Source organism: Burkholderia sp. PvR073, assembly GCF_054055695.1.
Genome location: NZ_JBSRXO010000006.1, coordinates 300,252 through 320,620 on the forward strand (window position 1 = coordinate 300,252; position 20,369 = coordinate 320,620).

General features: G+C 67.9%; 19 protein-coding genes. 3 read left to right on the forward strand and 16 right to left on the reverse strand.

Annotated elements, in window-relative coordinates:
- Window positions 1-16: 16 nt before the first annotated feature.
- From ACVK00_RS20260 to ACVK00_RS20300, 9 genes are all read right to left on the reverse strand, one after another.
- On the reverse strand, window positions 17-439 hold the full coding sequence (locus ACVK00_RS20260; RefSeq protein ID WP_228906860.1) for a CopD family protein: 423 nt from the start codon (window positions 437-439) through the stop codon (window positions 17-19).
- 17 nt (window positions 440-456) lie between these two features.
- Window positions 457-1,728 (reverse strand): glutamate-5-semialdehyde dehydrogenase, encoded by a 1,272-nt coding sequence (locus ACVK00_RS20265; RefSeq protein WP_175657204.1) that lies wholly within the window; start codon window positions 1,726-1,728, stop codon window positions 457-459.
- A 131-nt stretch (window positions 1,729-1,859) separates the two neighbouring features.
- Window positions 1,860-2,954, reverse strand: coding sequence for a DNA polymerase III subunit delta (gene holA, locus ACVK00_RS20270; RefSeq protein ID WP_284894876.1), 1,095 nt, complete (start codon window positions 2,952-2,954; stop codon window positions 1,860-1,862).
- A gap of 18 nt (window positions 2,955-2,972) precedes the next feature.
- Window positions 2,973-3,524, reverse strand: a complete 552-nt coding sequence (locus tag ACVK00_RS20275; RefSeq protein WP_006753815.1) for an LPS-assembly lipoprotein LptE — start codon at window positions 3,522-3,524, stop codon at window positions 2,973-2,975.
- A gap of 38 nt (window positions 3,525-3,562) precedes the next feature.
- Complete coding sequence (leuS, locus tag ACVK00_RS20280) at window positions 3,563-6,157, reverse strand: leucine--tRNA ligase (protein WP_284894878.1); 2,595 nt, start codon at window positions 6,155-6,157, stop codon at window positions 3,563-3,565.
- 279 nt (window positions 6,158-6,436) lie between these two features.
- A complete protein-coding gene (locus ACVK00_RS20285; protein ID WP_011655957.1) occupies window positions 6,437-6,892 on the reverse strand; it encodes an ExbD/TolR family protein in 456 nt (151 codons plus the stop codon).
- Window positions 6,893-6,914: 22 nt separating this feature from the next.
- Window positions 6,915-7,583: a MotA/TolQ/ExbB proton channel family protein gene (locus tag ACVK00_RS20290; protein WP_284894880.1), complete on the reverse strand. Its 669-nt coding sequence runs from the start codon at window positions 7,581-7,583 to the stop codon at window positions 6,915-6,917.
- A 19-nt stretch (window positions 7,584-7,602) separates the two neighbouring features.
- A complete protein-coding gene (gene dapB / locus ACVK00_RS20295; RefSeq protein ID WP_284894881.1) occupies window positions 7,603-8,400 on the reverse strand; it encodes a 4-hydroxy-tetrahydrodipicolinate reductase in 798 nt (265 codons plus the stop codon).
- A gap of 65 nt (window positions 8,401-8,465) precedes the next feature.
- On the reverse strand, window positions 8,466-9,260 hold the full coding sequence (locus tag ACVK00_RS20300; protein WP_284894883.1) for an outer membrane protein assembly factor BamE: 795 nt from the start codon (window positions 9,258-9,260) through the stop codon (window positions 8,466-8,468).
- A 142-nt stretch (window positions 9,261-9,402) separates the two neighbouring features.
- On the opposite strand from ACVK00_RS20300, the gene fur reads away from it, so the two are divergent.
- Window positions 9,403-9,831: a ferric iron uptake transcriptional regulator gene (gene fur, locus ACVK00_RS20305; protein WP_006753314.1), complete on the forward strand. Its 429-nt coding sequence runs from the start codon at window positions 9,403-9,405 to the stop codon at window positions 9,829-9,831.
- Between the two features lie 211 nt (window positions 9,832-10,042).
- Here fur and ACVK00_RS20310 read toward each other — a convergent pair whose 3' ends face one another.
- From ACVK00_RS20310 to ACVK00_RS20320, 3 genes are all read right to left on the reverse strand, one after another.
- Complete coding sequence (locus tag ACVK00_RS20310; protein WP_228906850.1) at window positions 10,043-10,567, reverse strand: ureidoglycolate lyase; 525 nt, start codon at window positions 10,565-10,567, stop codon at window positions 10,043-10,045.
- 14 nt (window positions 10,568-10,581) lie between these two features.
- Complete coding sequence (gene alc, locus ACVK00_RS20315) at window positions 10,582-11,589, reverse strand: allantoicase (RefSeq protein WP_284894885.1); 1,008 nt, start codon at window positions 11,587-11,589, stop codon at window positions 10,582-10,584.
- A gap of 105 nt (window positions 11,590-11,694) precedes the next feature.
- Window positions 11,695-13,017 carry a C4-dicarboxylate transporter DctA gene (locus ACVK00_RS20320; RefSeq protein WP_006760298.1) on the reverse strand — a complete coding sequence of 441 codons (1,323 nt, stop codon included), beginning with the start codon at window positions 13,015-13,017 and terminating at the stop codon, window positions 11,695-11,697.
- Window positions 13,018-13,230: 213 nt separating this feature from the next.
- On the opposite strand from ACVK00_RS20320, the gene ACVK00_RS20325 reads away from it, so the two are divergent.
- Window positions 13,231-13,953, forward strand: a complete 723-nt coding sequence (locus ACVK00_RS20325) for a FadR/GntR family transcriptional regulator (RefSeq protein ID WP_228906847.1) — start codon at window positions 13,231-13,233, stop codon at window positions 13,951-13,953.
- Between the two features lie 234 nt (window positions 13,954-14,187).
- On the opposite strand, the gene ACVK00_RS20330 is transcribed toward ACVK00_RS20325, so the two are convergent.
- Window positions 14,188-15,246: an L-idonate 5-dehydrogenase gene (locus ACVK00_RS20330; protein ID WP_284894887.1), complete on the reverse strand. Its 1,059-nt coding sequence runs from the start codon at window positions 15,244-15,246 to the stop codon at window positions 14,188-14,190.
- Window positions 15,247-15,255: 9 nt separating this feature from the next.
- Window positions 15,256-16,029, reverse strand: coding sequence for an SDR family NAD(P)-dependent oxidoreductase (locus ACVK00_RS20335; protein WP_228906843.1), 774 nt, complete (start codon window positions 16,027-16,029; stop codon window positions 15,256-15,258).
- Window positions 16,030-16,179: 150 nt separating this feature from the next.
- Here ACVK00_RS20335 and ACVK00_RS20340 point away from each other — a divergent pair, with 150 nt between their 5' ends.
- The gene (locus ACVK00_RS20340; protein ID WP_229050526.1) at window positions 16,180-17,073 is read left to right on the forward strand and encodes a LysR family transcriptional regulator; all 894 of its coding nucleotides are present in this window, start codon (window positions 16,180-16,182) and stop codon (window positions 17,071-17,073) included.
- Window positions 17,074-17,150: 77 nt separating this feature from the next.
- Here the strand turns inward: ACVK00_RS20340 and gap are convergent, their stop codons facing one another.
- Window positions 17,151-18,161 carry a type I glyceraldehyde-3-phosphate dehydrogenase gene (gene gap, locus ACVK00_RS20345; protein ID WP_228906840.1) on the reverse strand — a complete coding sequence of 337 codons (1,011 nt, stop codon included), beginning with the start codon at window positions 18,159-18,161 and terminating at the stop codon, window positions 17,151-17,153.
- Window positions 18,162-18,249: 88 nt separating this feature from the next.
- A complete protein-coding gene (gene tkt, locus ACVK00_RS20350) occupies window positions 18,250-20,322 on the reverse strand; it encodes a transketolase (protein ID WP_354122915.1) in 2,073 nt (690 codons plus the stop codon).
- Between the last annotated feature and the right edge of the window lie 47 nt (window positions 20,323-20,369).

Genomic DNA, 20,369 nt, shown 5'->3' on the forward strand with positions numbered 1-20,369 from the left:
GAGCCGCCGAAAGGGCTCAGAACGGCTTGATCACGGCCAGCGCGACCGCGGCGAGCATGCCGAGCACCGGCAGCTCGTTGAACACGCGATACCACTTGTCGGTGCGGCGGTTCTCGCCGCGCTCGAACACGCGCAGCAGGTGCCCGCAATACGCGTGGTAGATGACGAGCAGCAGCACCACCGTCACCTTCGCGTGGATCCAGCCCTCCCCCTGGCCGATGCCGATCACGAGCCACAGCCACAGCCCGCATGCCAGCGCCGGCACCGCGATCATCGTCATGAAGCGGAACAGCTTGCGTGCCATCAGCAGCAGGCGCCGCACCGCGGCCGGATCGGTCTCCATGGCCAGGTTCACGTAGATGCGCGGCAGGTAGAACAGCCCCGCGAACCACGCGGCGATCAGAACGATATGGAACGTCTTGACCCAGAGCATTGCCATCGGTTGTGCGCCTCGCTTTACTGACGGCCTTCGCCGTGCCCGAGCACGACGTACTTCAGCGACGTGAGCCCTTCCAGACCGACGGGGCCGCGTGCGTGGAGCTTGTCGTTCGAGATGCCGATTTCCGCGCCGAGGCCGAATTCGAAGCCGTCCGCGAAGCGCGTCGACGCATTGACCATCACGCTGGCCGAATCGACTTCGCGCAGGAAGCGCATCGCGCGGTCGTGATCCTCGGTGACGATCGCATCGGTGTGATGCGAGCCGTAGTGGTTGATGTGCTCGATCGCCGCGTCGAGGCCGTCGACGACCTTGATCGCGAGCACCGGCGCGAGATATTCGGTGTGCCAGTCTTCGTCGGTCGCGTCGACGAGCGGGCCGACGCCCGCCTCGGCGAGCACCGCGCGCGCGGCCGCATCGACGCGCAGCTCGACCTGCTTGTCGCGATACAGCTTGCCAAGAGGCGGCAGCAGCGTCGCCGCGATGCCGCTCGCCACGAGCAGCGTTTCCATCGTGTTGCAGGTGCCGTAGCGGTGCGTCTTCGCGTTGTCGCACACGGTCAGCGCCTTCGCGAGATCGGCGCGATCGTCGACATACACGTGGCAGATGCCGTCGAGGTGCTTGATCATCGGCACGCGTGCCTCGTTGATCAGGCGCTCGATCAGGCTCTTGCCGCCGCGCGGCACGATCACGTCGACGGATTCGGTCATCGTGATCAGCTTGCCGACCGCGGCGCGATCGGCGGTCGCGACGACCTGCACCGCATCCTGCGGCAGGCCGGCCGCCTCGAGCCCTTCGCCGATCAGCTTCGCGAGCGCCGCGTTCGATTCGAGCGCCTCGGAGCCGCCGCGCAGGATCGTCGCGTTGCCCGACTTCAGGCACAGCGCGGCCGCGTCGATCGTCACGTTCGGGCGCGACTCGTAGATGATGCCGATCACGCCGAGCGGCACTCGCATCTGGCCGACCTGGATTCCGCTCGGGCGGTACTTGAGGTTGCCGATCTCGCCGATCGGATCGGCCAGCGACGCGACCTGGCGCAGACCTTCGACCATCGTCTTCAGCGCATTGTCGGACAACGTCAGGCGATCGATGAACGCCGCGTCGAGACCCTTTTCGCGGGCACGGGCGACGTCGCGTGCATTCGCATCCTTCAGCGCCTGCGCGTCGCGCTCGATCGCGCGGGCCACGGCGTCGAGCGCCGCGTTCTTCGCGGCCGTGCTGGCGCGCGCCATCGCGCGGGAAGCGTGCCGGGCACGGCGGCCCAGGTCCGTCATGTACTGGTCGATATCCATCGTGTGACTCGAGAAGCGAGCCGCTTGGCGCGGCGTGAATTCGTGGGGCAGCATGAGGCGCGGCGGCAGGCCGGCCGCGCCGGCTTACCGAAACATTGTAAGCGGGTTGCGATGCGTGCGCTGAAGGCCCCTTAACGCCGCACGCGACCCGCGGGCGGCGGTCGCTCGCCGCGGGCGCCCGCCACCGTCATCGCGAGCTGGAACAGGCCGTCCCACGGGTCGGGCGGCGGATCGTCCTGCGTGCGGCGGCCCGGCGTGATCGCCGACAGCCCCTTCACCTGCCGGTCGAGCTTCGCGGCGAACGCGAGCGCCTTCTCGAGCACGGCTTCGGACACGCGGTTCAGCGCGGGGCCGATCAGCCGCTCGCGCGGGCCCCACACGCGGTTCTCGCGCAGCAGCGTGGCCAGCGGCTTGCCGGCCGTCGTGCCGCGCTTGATCCGCAGCAGCGTGCGCAATTCCTCGACGACGGCCCACATCACGAGCACGATCGCCTCACCCTCACCCTTCAGCCCGTCGATCATCCGCGCGAGCCGGGCGGCGTCGCCCGCGAGCATCGCCTCGTTCAGCTTGAACACGTCGTAGCGCGCGACGTTCAGCACCGCGTCGTGCACCTGCTCGAACGACAGCACGCCCTGCGGATAGAGCAGCCCGAGCTTCTGGATTTCCTGATGCGCGGCGAGCAGGTTGCCCTCGACGCGCTCCGCGATGAACTGCAGCGCGCGCCGCCCGTCGTCGCCGGGCGCGACGCGCTGGCCCTGCATCGACAGACGCTGGCCGATCCAGTTCGGCAGCGCCGCGCGCTCGACCGGATCGATCTTCAGCGCGACGCCGCCGTTCTGCAGCGCGGTAAACCACGCGGATTTCTGCGTTGCCGCGTCGAGGCGCGGCAACGTGACGAGCATCAGCGCGTCGGGGTTGGGGGTCGCCGCGAGCGTCTTCAGCGCGTCGGCGCCTTCCTTGCCGGGCTTGCCCGACGGAATGCGCAGCTCGATCAGCTGGCGCTCGCCGAACAGCGACATCGCCTGGGTCGCGCCGAGCAGCACGCTCCAGTCGAAGCCGCGCTCGACCGTATGCACCGAACGCTCGGTGAAGCCGGCCGCGCGTGCGGCCGCACGAATGCGGTCGCACGCTTCCTGCGCGAGCAGCGGCTCGTCGCCGTAGACGGTGTAGAGCCCGGCCATCCCCTTCGCGAGGTGCGGCTCCAGCGCATCAAGTCGCAATTGCATCGGTGCGTGCGCCGGCGATCACAGCGGCGGCGGCGGCAGCGGCGCGCGCGGCGCCACGCCCGGCACCACATCCTCCGGCGCCGGCGTCAGCGAGTGGACGATCGCGAGACGCCGCATCAGCTGGTCGACCGCGTCGTTCTGCATGTCGCCGTAGAGAATATCGGCTTCCTGCGCCTTCGCGTTGGTGTACTGGTCGCTGTACGTCATCGCGCGGTTCAGCGCGATCGCGCTCGGCGGGATCAGCAGCGTGCCGTCCTGGCTCGTCAGCGAGAAGTTCAACGTGTAGTAGAGCGCATATTCCTGCGCGGAGCCGTACTTGTTGAGCGTCAGCGTGTTCTGCCCGCGCGACTCCGACATGCGCAGCACGGCATCGGCTTCGTCCACCGACTTGACGATCTTCGTGTCGCTGCCGGCCTCGACGAGGCGCGCGAGCCGCGCCTCGACGGGCGCCGGCGCGCCGGCCACCAGCAGGCGCTTGAACGCGTAGTCCTGCCGGCCGCGCAACTGGAAACCGCATGCCGACAGCGCGACAGCGCTGCCGACGAGCCCCAAAAACGATCTGCGGATCACCTTCGCTCCTTCTGTGTGCGCCCGACGGCCAATGGCCGTCAGACGACGATGTTCACGAGGCGGCCGGGCACGACGACGATCTTCTTCGCCGGCTTGCCGTCGCTGAACTTCGCGAACGCTTCGTCGGCCACTGCCGCGGCCTCGATCGCCTCGCGGCTCGCGTCCTTCGCAACCTTCAGCGCGCCGCGCACCTTGCCGTTCACCTGCAGCACGAGTTCGATCTCGGCCTGCTCGAGCGCGGCCTCGTCGACCTTCGGCCACGGTGCGTCGAGCAGCGAGCCGAATTCGTCCGCGTAGCCGAGCGCCTTCCACAGCTCGAACGTGACGTGCGGCACGACAGGGTACAGCACGCGCAGCAGCACGCCGTACGTCTCGCGCAGCACGGCGGGCGTCGCGCCCTTCGCGCCGTCGATCGCGTTCAGCATCTTCATCGCGGCCGACACGACCGTGTTGTACTGCAGGCGCTGGTAGTCGAAATCGGCCTGCTTCAGCACGCTGTAGATTTCGCGGCGCAGCGCCTTGTCGGCGTCGCCGAGCGCGGCCGCGTCGAAGCCCGCGCGCACGGCGAGCGCTTCGCGGTTCGTCGCGCCGAAGCTCCACACGCGGCGCAGGAAGCGGCTCGCGCCTTCGACGCCCGCGCCCGACCACTCGAGCTGCTGCTCGGGCGGCGCCGCGAACATCGTGAACAGGCGCGCGGTATCGGCGCCGTACTGGTCGATCAGCACCTGCGGATCGACACCGTTGTTCTTCGACTTCGACATCTTCTCGATGCCGCCGAGCACGACCGGCTGGCCGTCCGTGTTCAGCGTCGCGCCGACCGGGCGGCCCTTGTCGTCGTGCGTGACCGTCACGTCGGCCGGGTTGTACCAGGTCTTCTTGCCGGATGCGTCTTCGCGGTAGAACGTCTCGTTCAGCACCATCCCCTGCGTGAGCAGGTTCTTCGCCGGCTCGCCGAACTTCACGAGGCCGAGGTCACGCATCACCTTGGTCCAGAAGCGCGAATACAGCAGGTGCAGGATCGCGTGCTCGATGCCGCCGATGTACTGGTCCATCGGCATCCAGTAATCGGTGCGCGCGTCGACCATCGTCTCGGCGTCCGGCGCCGTGTAGCGCGAGAAGTACCACGACGAATCGACGAAGGTGTCCATCGTGTCGGTCTCGCGCTTCGCGGCCGCGCCGCACTTCGGGCACGAGCAGTTCAGGAACGCTTCCGACTTCGCGAGCGGGTTGCCCGAGCCGTCCGGCACGAGGTCTTCCGGCAGCACGACCGGCAGGTCCTGCTCCGGCACCGGCACGTCGCCGCACGACGGGCAGTGGATGATCGGGATCGGCGTGCCCCAGTAGCGCTGGCGCGACACGCCCCAGTCGCGCAGGCGCCACGTGACCTGCTTGTCGCCGTAGCCGCCGGCCTTCAGGTCGGCCGCGACCGCGTCGACCGCATCCGCATAGCGCAGGCCGTCGTACTTGCCGCTGTTCACGCAGACCGCGGTTTCCTTGTCGCCGTACCATTCCTGCCAGGCATCCAGCGAGTACGTCTGCCCTTCGCTCGAAATCACCTGCTTGATCGGCAGGCCGTACTTCTTCGCGAATGCGAAATCGCGCTCGTCGTGGCCCGGCACGCCCATCACCGCGCCTTCGCCATAGCTCATCAGCACGTAGTTGCCGATCCAGACCTCGACCGGCTCACCTGTGAGCGGGTGCGACACCGAGAAGCCCGTCGCGACGCCCTTCTTCTCCATCGTCGCGACGTCGGCCTCGGCGACGCCGCCGCGCTTGCATTCGTCGATGAACGCCTGCAGTTCCGGCTTGCCCTGCGCGAGGCGCGTGGCAAGCGGGTGCTCGGCCGCGACCGCGCAGAACGTGACGCCCATGATCGTGTCGGCACGCGTCGTGAACACGCGCAGGAGCGCCTGCTCGCCGTCGAGTTCGTACGGGAAGCCGAAGTTCACGCCGAAGCTCTTGCCGATCCAGTTCTGCTGCATGATCTTCACGCGCTCGGGCCAGCCGAGGCCCTCGAGATCGTTCAGCAGCTCATCCGCGTACTGCGTGATCCGCAGGTAATACATCGGGATCTCGCGCTTCTCGACGAGCGCGCCCGAGCGCCAGCCGCGGCCGTCGATCACCTGCTCGTTCGCGAGCACGGTCTGGTCGACCGGGTCCCAGTTCACGGTGCCCGTCTTCTTGTACGCGATGCCCTTCTCGAGCATCTTCAGGAACAGCCACTGGTTCCACTTGTAGTAGTCGGGCTTGCACGTCGCGATTTCGCGCGACCAGTCGATCGCGAGGCCCATCGACTGCATCTGGCCCTTCATGTAGTCGATGTTGTCGTAGGTCCACTTCGCGGGCGGCACGCCGTTCGCCATCGCGGCGTTCTCGGCCGGCATCCCGAACGCGTCCCAGCCCATCGGCATCAGCGTGTTGTAGCCGTTCATCCGCAGATAGCGGTACATCACGTCGTTGATCGTGTAGTTGCGCACGTGACCCATGTGCAGCTTGCCGGACGGATACGGCAGCATCGACACGCAGTAGAACTTCGGCTTCTGCGAATCTTCCCTCGTCTTGTAGGCATCGGCTGCGCGCCAGTCGCCCTGGGCGGCGGCTTCGACGTCGGCGGGTACGTATCTCTCGTGCATGGTGTGGTTCGGACTAGGCTTTAAGCAGCGCGCCACGAGGCGGGCACGCGGAAGTGGACGAAATCGGGCAGCCCGGCGGCGGGAGCAGGCTCACGGTTCTCGGGCCTGCATCATGGTCCGGATATTCGCCGGGTAACCCGGAGGGTCTCCAGGTTACCCGGCGAAACCCTGCCAACCGGGCGGAAACGACGATTATACCGTCCGTGGCGGGCGGTACGGCCGGGTGTCGCGGGCCGCGGCGCATTCTTGCCGGCGCCGGGCTCGCCGGCGGCCGGCAGGTCAGGGTTTCGCGCCCGCGGCGGCCGGCGCGGCGGCGCCCGCCGGCGGCACGTCGGTGACGAAGCCGATCCGCGTGAGGCCCGCGGCCTGCGCGGCGCCCATCACCTGCGCGATCACGTCGTAGCGGGTCGCGCGCGACGCGCGCAGCCGCAGCTCGGGCGGTGCGGCGCCCGCGGCGGCGGCCTGAAAGCGCGCCGGCAGCGCGTCGAGTGCGACGGGGGTGTCGTCCCAGTACAGCTTGCCGGCGTCGTCGATCGACAGCGTGACCGATTGCGGCGTATCGCGCGCGACGCCGGCCGCGACCTTCGGCAGGTCGAGCCGGATCGCGTGCGTCATCAGCGGCGCGGTGATGATGAAGATGACGAGCAGCACGAGCATCACGTCGATCAGCGGCGTCATGTTGATCTCCGCCATCGGCGCGGACGTCTTGTGGTGCTCCAGTCCGCCGAATGCCATGGTCGCTCCTCCCGGCCGCGCGTCAGGCGCCCTGCGCGCACACGAATACGTGCAGGTCGCGCGCGAAGCCGTCGAGTTCCTCGGCGAGCTGGCGCACGAGCCGCCCGAGGATGTTGTAGGCGAGCACCGCGGGGATCGCGACGACAAGCCCGAACGCGGTCATGATCAGCGCCTCGCCGACCGGCCCCGCGACGTTCTCGATCTGCGCCTGTCCGCTCGCGGCGATGCTGCCGAGCGCGTGATAGATGCCCCACACGGTGCCGAGCAGGCCGACGAACGGAGCGGTGCTGCCGATCGACGCGAGCAGCACCTGACCGAACTCGAGACGCCGCTGCGAGCGCAGCATCGCGTGACGCAGCGCGCGCAGCACGCGTTCACTGCGCTCGACGCGCGCGGCCAGCGCGGCCGGATCGTGTTCGTCGGCCGCGTCGCGCGCGGCTTCGGCGAGCGGCACGAACACGCGCTCCCGATCGGCGGCGGCGAGCGCGTCGATGCCTGCGTCGAGCGACGCCGCGCGCCAGAACGCCGCGAGCGCGCGCGGCCCCTGCCGCTTCGCGCGGACCAGCAGCCAGGCCTTCATGAGGAGAAAGCACCAGCTGGCGACGGACATCGCCAGCAGCACATAGGCGACGGCGTGCGTGATCGCATCGCCGCTTTCGAGGTAGTGGACAACGCCGGTGGGAATCGCCATCGGAGTTTCCCCGTGAGGGTCAGCGCAGGCCGAGCACGTCCTGCATGTCGAACAGGCCGGCGCCGCGCGCCGACAGGAAGCGGACCGCACGCAGCGCGCCCTGCGCGTACGACACGCGGCTCGACGACTTGTGCGTGATTTCGATCCGTTCGCCGATCCCGGCGAACAGCACGGTGTGATCGCCGACGATGTCGCCGCCGCGCACGGCCGCAAAACCGATCGTCGACGGATCGCGTTCGCCCGTCACGCCTTGGCGGCCGTACACCGCGCAGTCGTCGAGCGAGCGCCCGAGCGCGCCGGCCACGGCTTCGCCCATCATCAGCGCGGTGCCCGACGGCGCGTCGACCTTGTGACGGTGGTGCGCCTCGATGATTTCGATGTCGTAGCCGTGCGAGAAATGCTTCGCCGCGAATTCGAGCAGCTTCAGCGTGACGTTCACGCCGACGCTCATGTTCGCCGCGAACACGATGCCGATCCTGGCCGCAGCGGCCTGCAGCTCGGCCTTCTGCTCGACGGTGAAGCCGGTCGTGCCGATCACGAGCTTCACGTCGTGGCGCAGCGCGGCCGCGACGTGCGCGATCGTGCCTTCCGGCCGCGTGAAGTCGATCAGGTAGTCGGCCTGCGCGAACACGGCATCGAGGTCGTCGGTCAGCTTGATTCCGGTTTCCTTGCCGAGGAACGCGCCCGCGTCCTGGCCGAGGAACGGCGAATCGGCGCGGTCGAGCGCGCCGACGAGCTGCGCGTCGGAATCATTGAGAACGGCTTCGATCAGCATCCGGCCCATACGGCCCGATGCACCGGCAATCGCAATCTTCATGGCTTTCTACACGACAGGTCTAAAGGCGGGCGGCGCATGCCGCCCTGTTTCCGCACGCCGGCCGCTTACTGGGGCGCGGTGAGCGGCTGGTTCTGCAGGTTGTCGGAGCCTTGCGGGCCGACGGGCGGCACCGCTTCGTTCGACACGTTCGGCTGCGGCGGACGATGGAACTGGAACTGCGGCTGGATCGCCGGCGCGGCGCCCGGCGGCTGGCCGCCCGGCACCGGCGCGCCGCCCGAAGCCTGCGCGGACGGCGTGAAGCGACGGCTGGCCGAGCCCTGCCCCGATACCTGGTTGGTCGCGCGGTTCGCCGCGCGCGCCGCCTGGGCGTTCGCATCCTGGTCGACCGCCGCGCCGGACGCCAGCCCGGCGGACGGGCTCGCGGCCTCGGCAGCCTGCGCGGCGCTCGCGGCAGCGGCCGCTTCGGCCGCCTTCTTCGCCGCGGCTGCGGCCTTCGCCTTCTTGCCGCCGCGGTCGCCGTCGATGTCGGCCAGCAGGTCGAGCTCGGAAGGCAGGTTGTCGGCGCCGGTCCAGCTCGCGAGGCGATCGCTCGCGAACGTCAGCACGAGGTCGCGCTGCTGGACGACGGACGTGGAGCCGCGCTTGAAGTAAAAGAGGTAATCCCAGCGGTCGGCATGGAACATGTCCGCCAGCAGCGGCGTGCCGAGCAGCGCGCGGACTTGCTCGCGCGTCATTCCGGCCTGCAGCTGCGCGGCCTTCTCCTGCGACACGAAGTTGCCCTGCACGACCGTGATCCGATAGGGCGTGATGCTCTGCGCGATACGCTGCGTCACGCTGTCGTACGACGAACAACCAGCCAGCGCGGCAACGGCGGCGGCAGCGATGATGGCACTCCGCATGCGACTCCTCTGAAAGTGCGAAAGAGATTCCGGGAACATTTCCGTCACCGTGCTGGCCCGCGTCGCGAGCCGCGCGTGTTTCTGGAACGGCGAAAAGCCGGTAACATTGAAGCCCTGCATTGTACTCTAGGGATGCCTAGCCATGACCAATCCGACGGATCTCAAGAATATCGGGCTAAAGGCCACCCTACCGCGCCTCAAGATTCTCGAAATCTTCCAGCAAAGCCCGGTGCGTCACCTGACTGCCGAAGACGTCTACCGCAACCTGCTCAACGAGCAACTCGACATCGGGCTCGCCACCGTTTACCGCGTGCTGACGCAGTTCGAGCAGGCCGGCCTGCTTACGCGCAGCAACTTCGAATCCGGCAAGGCCGTGTTCGAACTGAATGAGGGTTCGCACCACGATCACCTCGTCTGCCTCGATTGCGGCCGTGTCGAGGAATTCTTCGATGCCGAGATCGAAAGCCGCCAGCAGGCAATCGCGAAGGAGCGCGGCTTCCGGCTCCAGGAACACTCGCTCGCGATGTACGGTTCGTGCACGACCGAGAACTGCCCGCACCGCAAGCACTGATCGAACCCCTCGCGCAAGCACCGCGGCCCGGCCGGCATCCCGCCGCCCGGGCCGCGTCGTTTTCGGAGCCGGAATGAAAACGGCCCGCGGGTCGCCTGCGGGCCGGGTCGGGACGAACGTTTTCAATCGATCGTGCGGCGGCGAACCGTGCAGCCGCCGCACGATCGTCGACGCCCGGTGATCGGCGCCCGATGCCGCCCTTCGCCGTGCGTCAGGCCGCGCTCGCGCAGGCCGGCTCGAACTCGAGCGCCCATGCGTCGTCGAGCGGAATCTCGTCGCAGTTCGGCTGCGGGCCGCCGCGGTCGACGATCACGAAGTCGCTCACCGCGTCGAGCGCGAGCAGCGGATGGTGCCAGACGCCCTTCGCATAATTCACGCCCTGCCAGCCTTCGGCCAGGAACGCACGCATCGCGTCGGGCCGGAACTCGCCGGCCGGCGCGACGACGATCGCGTAGCGCGACACGGCCGCCAGCGGGATGAACGCCTGGCTGCCGTGCGGGTGGCGCTCCATCAGCGTGATCGCGACCGGCAGCGCACGCGGCTGCGCACGAAACACGCTGACGAGCGGCCGGCCGCCGTCCGCGCAGACATCGATCGTCGCGAGATCGTGGAAGCGCTCGGTGGTGCCGCCGTTGATCGGGAAATGCCGCGCGCCGTCGAGCGCGATCACGTCGCCGAACGGCGCGAACGCTTCGCGGGTCAGGCGCTCGACGCGCAGGATGTGGGGTCCGCTCATGCCATTGCCCTCCTTCAAGCCGGCTCGCCCCACAGACGCAGGCGCGACACGCCGCCGTCCGGGAAGATGTTGAAGCGCACGTGCGTGACGGGGCCGAGTGCCGCGAGCTGGTCGAACGTATGCACGTGGTCCATCTGCAACTTCTGCTCGCCGAGCAGTTCGGCCCAGAACATCGCCTGCGTGACGAGCGAGTCGTCGGTGCCGCCCGCGACCCGCGCGGCCTGCAGCGAACAGCGGTCGGGGAAGTTGCCCTTGAAGAACGCCGTATCGACCTCGACGCGCCGGATGATGCCCGGCCGCGCCAGCGCGACGATCGCCCAGTCGTTGCCGGGCTCGCGGCGGCGCCGCGTTTCCCAGCCGTCGCCCATGTTCGCGCCGCGCCCCGGCATCAGCATCTGCGAGGCCGGGCCGAAGTGCTGGTTGTTCGCGGCCACCAGGTAGCCGCCGTTCTCGATCGCCGCGAGATCGACGAGCTCGCCCGTCGGCACGCGGCGCCAGTCGCGCTGCGGCTGGCCGTACACGCGCAAGCGCGCGAGCCCGCCGTCCGGATACAGGTTCACGCGCAGGTGCGTGAACGGTTGCGCGTCATCGACGCTGACATAGTGATGCGAATTGCCCTGCAGCGTCGTCGCGGGGACGATCGTGCGCCATTCGGCGTCGTCCGGCGGCGTGTCGCCGTCCACCGCGCATGCCTCGATCGACGCAGCCGGCGGGAAGTTGCCGGTGAAGTGGCTCGTATCGAGATCGACGCCGTAAATCACGCCCGGCCGCGCGAGCCGGACCACGCAGAAGTCGTGGCCGGTCGTGCGCTTGCGGCGCGTTTCCCAGCCGTCCATCCACTTGCCGTGATCGTCGTACTTGCCGGGGATGAAGACGGCCGGCTCGGGATTGAGCATGCGCTCCTTCGGCGCGAAGAATTCGTCGCTCGCGAAGAGCGCCTGCGCGCCCAGTCGCGGGTCGGCGAGGTTCATGTAGCGCCGCGTGAAGGCCGGCGCGTTCGGATCCAGGATGGGGGCTGCCATGTCGTCTCCACTATTTTTTGAGATGGGCGGGCGCGTCGTGGCGCCGGCCGCGGGAAATTCGATCGCGCGCAGCAGCCGGGGAAAGCCGCTGCGCACGCGTGATGCTCAGAGCGCGTGGGCCTGGTCGCCGGCGACCGGTGCGCTGCTGCCTTGTGCGTCGGCCGCCACGTAGCGCAGCTCGCGGTTCAGCACGCGCGTCGCGCGGGCCCGGTCGATGTCGTTCTCCCACACCGCGACGACCACCGTGGCGACGCAGTTGCCGATCAGGTTGGTCAGCGCGCGGGCGATGCCGACGAACCAGTCGACCGGCAGGATCAGCACGAGGCCGAGCACCGGAATCGCGGGAATCGCCGACAACGTCGCCGCGAGGATCACGATCGCCGAACCCGGAATCCCGTGCGCGCCCTTCGACGTGACGAGCGACACGAGCAGCACGACGATCAGGTCATGCGTGGACAGCGGCGTGTTGGTGGCCTGCGCGATGAACAGCACGGCGAGCGTCAGGTAGATCGAGAAGCCGTCGAGGTTGAATGAATAGCCGGTCGGGATCACGAGGCCAACCGTCGAATCCTTGATGCCCATGTATTCGAGCTTGCTCATCACCTGCGGCAGCACCGCGTCCGACGATGCCGTGCCGAGCACGATCGACAGTTCCTCGCGCAGGTAGCGGATCAGCTTGAACACCGAGAAGCCCGCGAGACGCATAACCACGCCGAGCACGACCGTGACGAACACGAAGCAGCTCAGGTAGAACACCGCGACGAGGTAGCCGAGCTGCTTGAGCGACGAGACGCCGTACTTGCCGGTCGTGAACGCGATCGCACCGAGCACGCCGAGCGGCGCGAGCTTGATGATGAAGCCGATGATGCGGAAGAACACGTGCGACAGTTCCTCGATCAGGCTGTTCACGCGCTGCGCCTTGTCGCCGAGCAGCGACAGCGCGGAGCCGAACAGTACCGCGAACACGAGGATCTGCAGGATGTCGCCCTTCGCGAACGCGTCGATCGCGGTCTCGGGGATAATCTTCATCAGGTAGCCGGCCGTGTCCTTCAGGCTTTCGGCGTTCTTCGCGTACGACGTGAGCGAGGCTGCGTCGAGCGAGCGCAGGTCAATGTTCATCCCGACGCCCGGGCGCGTGAGCCACGCGAGGACGAGCCCGATGCCGAGCGCGAGCGTGGTCATCACCTCGAAGTAGATGACGGCCTTCAGGCCGACCCGGCCAACCTTCTTCAGGTCGCCCGCATTGGCCATCCCGCTGACCACGACGCAGAACACGATCGGGCCGATAACCATCTTGATGAGCTTCAGGAAGCCGTCGCCGAGCGGTCGCAGCGACTCGGCGAAATGCGGGAAGAACGCGCCTAGCGCGACCCCCAGGATTAATGCGACGACTACCCGGCCAAACAGCGAATTGAGGAATTTCGACACGGCGCTCTCCCGATCAACGGTTGCAGTTTCGTCTGTTCATACTGGTAAGACCAGTGATGTTATGGTGGATAGTAGGAAGCCGATATAGTGGCGTCAAGGACGAACAAAATAGGGATTTCCCGCCCCCCTTCGCCCTGGTTTTCGGCGCACCAAACAGGGGCTGATCGTGGCTTTCCCGTAGGGCGCTCATGCACTGCACGCGTGCGGATTACAATGCCGGTCAGACCGGCCATCGCTCACATCATGAAAAACGTTCCGCACACCGTGACCGACGCCGCCATCGCGACGATCCGCGACCGGATCGAGGCAGGCGTCTATCCGGTCGGCAGCCTGCTGCCGGCCCAGCGCCAGCTCTCCGAGGAGCTGGAGATCAGCCGTGCGTCGCTGCGCGAGGCGCTCTCCACGCTCGAGGCGCTCGGGATGCTGCGCATCCGCGCCGGCAAGGGCGTCTATGTCGAAAGCGCGCAGGCGAGCGCCGCCCATCCATGGCAGTTCGCCGAGCAGTCGTCGCCGCCCGACACGTACCAGATGCGCTATGCGCTCGAAGGGTTCGCCGCGCGCATGGCCGCGCACGTCGTCACCGACGACGACATCGCATGGTTCGAGGACAACCTGGCCGATCTGCACGTCGCGCTCACCGAAAGCGAGCTGGACGAAGCGTCGCGGCTCGACTTCGACTTCCACATGCGGATCATCCATCTCGCCGGCAATGCGGCGATCGAGTCGGTGCTGCGCAGCAGCGCGGACATCATGAAGGAAAGCCAGCGCATGCCGTTCTACCGGCGCGAGCTGCTGCTGTCGACGTGGCACGAGCACCGCGCGATCGTCGACGCGCTGATCGCCCGCGATGCGGCCGCCTCCGGCATCGCGATCGAGACGCACATCGCGAACGCCGCGCAGCGCGCGGGCATCTTCTTTCCGACGCCGGGCCGCTGACGCCATCCGGCAGCACCGTCGCGAGCCGGCCGCCGCGCACGCGTGCCGGCACCGCGCTGGCCGGATTCGTCTCGATCGCGATCGTCGGCTGCGCGCCCTGCTCAATGAAATAGCGATCGATTCGCTCGCGCGTCGCGAACGTTTCCGCGGCACGACGAAAAAAGCACGCCCCGCGAATCGCGGGCGTGCCTTTTTCCGACGGCGTCGATGGCGTCGTGCGCTAGTGTCGGACCTTCACGCGGCCTCGTCGGCGAAATCGATCAGCACCTTCATCGCACGCTGCCGGTCGCCGGCCAGTTCGAACGCGAGGTTCGCGTCGCGCATCGAAAACACGCGCGTGACGGCCGGCCGCAGGTCGACGCGCCCCGCGTTGATCAGTTGCACCGCCAGCGCGAATTCCGCGTGAAAGCGGAACGATCCGCAGATCGACAACTCCTTCGCGACCACCACGTTCTGCGGCAGGCTGACGTCGCCGCCGAGCCCGAGCTGCACGACGACCCCGCGCGGACACATCACGTCCAGCCCGTCACGCAGCGCGCGTGCATTACCCGAACACTCGATCATCACGTCGAACGTGCCCTTGTCGGCACTGTAGCGTTCGACCCATCCGGCATCGGCCGCCGCATTGATCGTGCGGTCGGCGCCGAGCGCGCGTGCCACTTCCAGCGGCGCGTCGACGACGTCGGTCGCGACGATCTCCGCCGCGCCGTGCACGCGCGCCGCCGCGATCGCCAGCACGCCGATCGGCCCGCAGCCCGACACGAGCACGCGCTTGCCGATCAGCGGGCCCGCGCGCGACACCGCATGCAACCCGACCGCGAACGGTTCGGCGAGCGCCGCGAGCGACAGCGGCACGTGATCGGCGACCTTCACGCACTGCACCGCGTCGCACACGAGCGCGTTGCGGAACGCGCCCTGCACGTGCGGCATCCGCATCGCGCTGCCGTAGAAGCGCATGTCGAGACACTGGTTCGGCAGCCCGGCGAGACAATAGCGGCACGCACCGCACGGCCGGCTCGGATTGACCGCGACCCGGTCGCCAACCTTCACCGACGTCACGTCCGGCGCCACTGCCGCGACCGTGCCAGCGACCTCGTGGCCGAGCACCATCGGCTGCTGCAGCCGGATCGCACCGAAGCCGCCATGCCGGAAGTAATGGAGATCGGAGCCGCAGATGCCGCCCATCGCGACGTCGACGCGCACCTGGCCCGGACCGATCTCGCCCGCGTCCTGCTCCTCGACCCGCAGGTCGTTCGGCCCGTGGATCACGACACACATGCAACGCATACGCATGACGTTCTCCTATACCGCGCTGGTGAGGCCGCCATCGACGAACAGCGTCTGGCCGTTCACGAAATCGGATGCGGCCGACGCGAGGAAGATCGCCGCGCCGCACAGCTCGTCGACGCGCCCCCAGCGGCCGGCCGGCGTGCGCTTGCACAGCCAGTCCGAAAACGCCGCGTCGTCGACCAGCGCGCGGTTCAGTTCGGTTTCGAAATAGCCGGGCGCGAGCCCGTTCGCCTGGATGCCGTGGCGCGCCCAGTCGGCGCACATCCCTTTCGTCAGCATCCGCACCGCGCCCTTCGTCGCTGCATACGGCGCGATCGTCGGCCGCGCGAGCTCGCTCTGCACCGAGCAGATGTTGATGATCTTCCCGTGACCGCGCGCGATCATGTGACGCGCGACGGCCTGCGCGACGTTGAACACGCCGTCGAGGTTCACGCGCATCAGTGCGTGCCAGTCGTCGGGTTCGAATGCATCGAGCGGCGCTCGACGCTGGATGCCCGCGTTGTTCACGAGGATGTCGATCGCGCCGACGCGCCCCTCGAAATCGTCGATCGCCGCGCGCACCTGCGCATGCTCGGCGACGTCGAATATGGCGTAGTCGACCGTGAAGCCTTCCGCGCGCAGGTGCCGCACGAGCGTCGCGGCCTTCTCCTCATTGCGATCGTTGATGACGATCGCCGCGCCGGCTTCCGCGAGCCCGCGAGCGAGCGTCAGCCCGATCCCGCGTCCGGAACCCGTAATCAGTGCGCGGCGGCCGTCGAGGCGGAACCGGTCAAGCGCGTTGGTCATGGATGTCTCCTCGTGCCAGTCGAGCCGGCTGCCCGTCGCGGCCGGTCTCGCGTTGACGATATCTTCGGCTGCCGCCGGGCACCGCGCCAATGGTCTTTTTTGATCCGGTTATCATGAAATCTGATTACCGCGCTCGCCTGCCCACCGCCCATGGAACTCAAGCAATTGCGCGCCTTCGTCACGCTTGCGGAAGAACTGCATTTCGGGCGCGCCGCGCAGCGCCTGTTCATCGTGCAGCCCGCGCTGAGCATGCAGATCAAGGCGCTCGAGGAAGAACTCGGCGCGCGCCTGTTCGAGCGCGACCGGCACAAGGTCGAACTGAGCGACACGGGGCGCGTATTCCTGCCCGAGGCGCGGGCGACGCTGCAGCAGGCCGCGCGCGCGGAACAAATGGCGCGGCTGTCGAGCCGCGGCGAGATCGGCACGCTGCGGATCGCGTTCGTGTCGTCGGTGCTGCCCGCGCTGCTGCCGGCCGTGCTGCGGACGATGCGCGAGCGCTATCCGCTGATCGCGCTCGAATTGAAGGACATGCCGACGCCCGACCAGATCGCCGCATTGCGCGACCGGCGGATCGATTTCGGGATGATCCGGCTGCCGGCCGCGTATGCGGGCATCGACACGCGCGTGGTGCTCGAGGAGGGTTTCGTCGTCGCGCTGCCGCTCGACCATCCGCTCGCCGGGCACGACGCGGTTTCGCCGGCCGCGCTGCGTGGCGAGCCCGCGTTCGTGCTCGCGCGCCGCTACGCACCGGGCTTTTACGACGACATGCTGCTCGCGCTGAGTCGCGCGGGCACGACGCTCGAAATTGCGCAGGAGTTCGGGGAATTCACGACGATGCTCGCGCTCGTCGCGGCGGGAATGGGCATCGGGCTGATCCCGGCGGAAGCCGCCAGCGCGCTGCCGCCGAACGTGCTCGCGCGGCCGCTCGACCTGGCCGGGCACCGCACCGGCATCGGCCTCGCGTGGACCGATCTCGACAGCCCGCTGAAACGCGCGTTCGTCGCCGCGCTCGAGCAGGTGACGGCGGCGGCGGCGGCGCAATAAAAAAGCCCGGCCGGAAAAACCGGGCCGGGCTCGTTCGCCGCGCAGGCCGCCTGACGGCGGCCACGCAACGTACGGGATTACTTCGCGTTCGCGAATGCGACTGCCGTATCCAGCATGCGGTTCGAGAAACCCCACTCGTTGTCGTACCAGCTCGACACCTTGACGAGGCGGCCCGACACCTTGGTCAGCGTCGCGTCGAACGTCGACGAAGCCGGGTTGTGGTTGAAGTCGATCGACACCAGCGGCGCGTCGTTGTAGCCGAGGATGCCCTTCAGCGAGCCTTCCGATGCTTCCTTCATGATCGCGTTGACTTCCTCGACCGTCGTGTCGCGCTTCGCGATGAACGACAGGTCGACGATCGACACGTTGATCGTCGGGACGCGGATCGCGTAGCCGTCGAGCTTGCCGTTCAGTTCCGGCAGCACGAGGCCGACGGCCGACGCAGCGCCCGTCTTCGTCGGGATCTGGCTGTGGGTGGCCGAACGCGCACGACGCAGGTCTTCGTGATAGACGTCCGTCAGCACCTGGTCGTTCGTGTAAGCGTGGATCGTCGTCATCAGGCCGGTTTCGAGGCCGATCCGGTCGTTCAGCGGCTTGACGAGCGGCGCGAGGCAGTTCGTCGTGCACGATGCGTTCGAGATGACGGTGTGCTCGGCCTTCAGCACGTTGTGGTTCACGCCGTAGACGATCGTTGCGTCGACGTCCTTGCCGCCCGGCGCCGAGATGATCACCTTCTTCGCGCCGCCCTTCAGGTGCGCGCTCGCCTTTTCCTTCGTCGTGAAGAAGCCCGTGCATTCCATCACGACGTCGACGCCGAGCTCACCCCACGGCAGTTCTGCCGGGTTGCGGTTGGCCAGCACGCGGATCTTGTCGCCGTTGACGACGAGGTAGTCGCCGTCGACCGACACTTCGCCCGGGAACTTGCCGTGCGCGGTGTCGTACTGGGTCAGGTGCGCGTTGGTCTTCGCGTCGCCCAGGTCATTGATCGCGACGATCTCGAGATCGTGCTTCTTGCCGTTTTCATAAAACGCGCGCAGCGTGTTGCGGCCGATGCGGCCGTAGCCGTTGATTGCGACGCGGATCGTCATGGTCTATCTCCTGATGGCTGAAAAAAATTAGTTACGTGCAGCTTCACGGTGCGACGCGCGCGAGGGGTGGCGCGCGTCGCGTATGCTTTTAGGCCAGCACGGCCTTCGCGGTCTCGACGACGTGCTCGACGGTGAAACCGAAGTACTTGAACAGCACGCCGGCCGGTGCCGATTCGCCGAACGTGTCGATCCCGACGACGCCGCCTTCGAGGCCAACGTACTTGTGCCAGAAGCTCGTCACGCCCGCTTCGATCGCGACGCGGCGCACGCCGTGCGGCAGCACGCGCTCACGGTATTCGGCGTCCTGGCGATCGAACACGTTGGTCGACGGCATCGACACGACGCGTGCCGCGATGCCCTGCTGCGCGAGGGGCTCGACGGCCTTCATCGCGAGCTCGACTTCCGAGCCCGTCGCGATCAGGATGATCTTGCGCGCGACGATCTCTTCGTCCCAGTCCTTCAGCACGTAGCCGCCCTTCTCGATGTTCGCGATCTGCGCATCGGTACGCGGGTTGAACGCGAGGTTCTGGCGGCTGAAGATCAGGCTCGACGGACGGTCGGCAGCGACCGCGTGGGTCCATGCGACGGCCGTCTCGACCGTGTCGGCCGGACGCCACACGTCGTGGTTCGGGATCAGGCGCAGGCTCGACACGTGCTCGACGGACTGGTGCGTCGGGCCGTCTTCGCCGAGGCCGATCGAATCGTGCGTGAACACGAAGATCGACGGGACCTTCATCAGCGCCGCGACGCGCAGCGCGTTGCGGCTGTAGTCGGAGAACGTCAGGAACGTGCCGCCGAACGGCTTGTGGCCGCCGTGCAGCGCGAGGCCGTTGATCGCGGCGCTCATGCCGAATTCGCGCACGCCGTAGTTGATGTGGTTGCCGAGCAGCACGCCCGCGCCTTCCGGATTCGCGCGCACCGCCTTCGATGCCTTCCAGTTGGTCAGGTTCGAGCCGGTCAAGTCGGCCGAGCCGCCGAGCAGTTCCGGCAGTGCGGCAGCGAGCCCTTCGATGGCCTGCTGCGAGGCCTTGCGGGTCGCGACCGTCTCGGCGCGCGCGTTCGCGCCGGCGATGATCGCCGCGGCCTTCTCGGCCCAGTCGGCCGGCAGCTGGTTGGCCATCCGGCGCTCGAATTCAGCGGCTTCTGCCGGGAACTTCGCACGATATTGCGCGAACGTCGCGTCCCATTCGGTCTCGGCACGCTTGCCGGCTTCCTTCGCGTCCCAGGCCGCATAGACTTCCTGCGGAATCACGAACGGCTCCCACTTCCAGCCGAGCGCTTCGCGCGTCTTCGCGATTTCTTCCGCGCCGAGCGCCGCGCCGTGCACGTCGTGGCCGCCGGCCTTGGTCGCCGCGCCCTTGCCGATCACCGTCTTGCAGCAGATCATCGTCGGCTTGTCCGACAGCTTCGCCTTCGCGATAGCCGCGTCGACCGCGTCGACGTCGTGGCCGTTCACGTTCGGGATCACGTTCCAGCCGTATGCCTCGAAGCGCTTCGGCGTGTCGTCGTGGAACCAGTTGACGACGTCGCCGTCGATCGAGATGCCGTTGTCGTCGTACAGCGCGATCAGCTTGTTCAGCTTCAGCGTGCCCGCGAGCGAGCAGGCTTCGTGCGAGATGCCTTCCATCAGGCAGCCGTCGCCGAGGAACACGTACGTGTGGTGATCGACGATCTTCGCGCCGTCACGGTTGAACTCGTCGGCCATCAGCGCTTCGCCGAGCGCCATGCCGACCGCGTTCGCCAGACCCTGGCCGAGCGGGCCGGTGGTCGTCTCGACGCCCGGCGTAATGCCGTATTCCGGATGGCCCGGCGTCTTCGAGTGCAACTGGCGGAAGTTCTTCAGCTCTTCGATCGGCAGGTCGTAGCCGGTCAGGTGCAGCAGCGAGTACAGCAGCATCGAGCCATGGCCGTTCGACAGCACGAAGCGGTCGCGGTCTGCCCAGTGCGGGTTCGTCGGATTGTGCTTCAGGTGGCGCGACCAGAGCGCAACGCCGATTTCGGCCATGCCCATCGGCATGCCGGGGTGACCGGAGTTCGCTTGCTGGACGGCGTCCATCGCGAGCGCACGGATCGCGTTGGCCATCAGAGTGGTGGAGGCGGGAGACGAAGTCGTCATGTCGAGTCCGGAGAACGAGTCGAGGAAACGGGGGCACGGCGGCATCCGGAAGCTCGAGCGTCAATCGTTCCCGGCGCGCGGTGCGGCGCCTG